The sequence below is a fragment of the Vibrio sp. D173a genome (genome assembly GCF_030248475.1).
The window spans coordinates 1-666 of record NZ_JAHGAH010001477.1; the positions used below are offsets into that span (position 1 = coordinate 1).

Genomic DNA, 666 nt, shown 5'->3' on the forward strand with positions numbered 1-666 from the left:
CATTGGGTGCTCTTCGATAACACCGGTAAATGCGGTAGCAAGGATGATAACCGATAGACCAATCAGACCTACCTCTGCTACGTGCAGAGCAAGACCAACGATTAGCCAAACCGCAATTGCGCCTTGTACCCAAAGCTTAGCGATGTCTTGTTTTGTGCGGCTTGCTTTCTGCGTGTTATCAAACTCAACCAGAATTTGGCGAACGTTTGCAGGTAGCTTAGCACCGTAACCGAAGACTTTTAGCTTCTCAACTAGCGCACAAGTGATGATACCGCAGATGAATACTGGCAAGGTTACTGGCAGCATACGGATGATGAATTCACCAAACTCCCAGCCCGCTTGTTTAGCGATAACCAAGTTTTGTGGTTCGCCTACCATGGTCATTACACCACCCAGAGCCGTACCCACACCAGCGTGCATCAATAGTGAACGTAGGAAAGCACGGGAGTCTTCAAGGTCTTCACGTGTCAGTTCAGAGATCTCTTCATCGTGCGTGTGGTCGTGGGCTGAGTTCGAGCCCTTACCTGACGCGACTTTGTGATAGATAGAGTAGAAACCTACCGCCACGCTGATAACAACAGCAATAACCGTTAGTGCATCAAGGAACGCAGATAAGAACGCGGCTGCGACACAGAAGGCAACAGAGAGCAGGATTTTAGAGCGGAT

The 666-nt window shown here is 49.2% G+C and carries 1 protein-coding gene; it reads right to left on the reverse strand.

Features of this window, described 5'->3' with window-relative positions:
* The coding region (locus KIV40_RS34180) for an SLC13 family permease (protein WP_375164950.1) at positions 1 to 666 on the reverse strand (666 nt) is incomplete at both ends.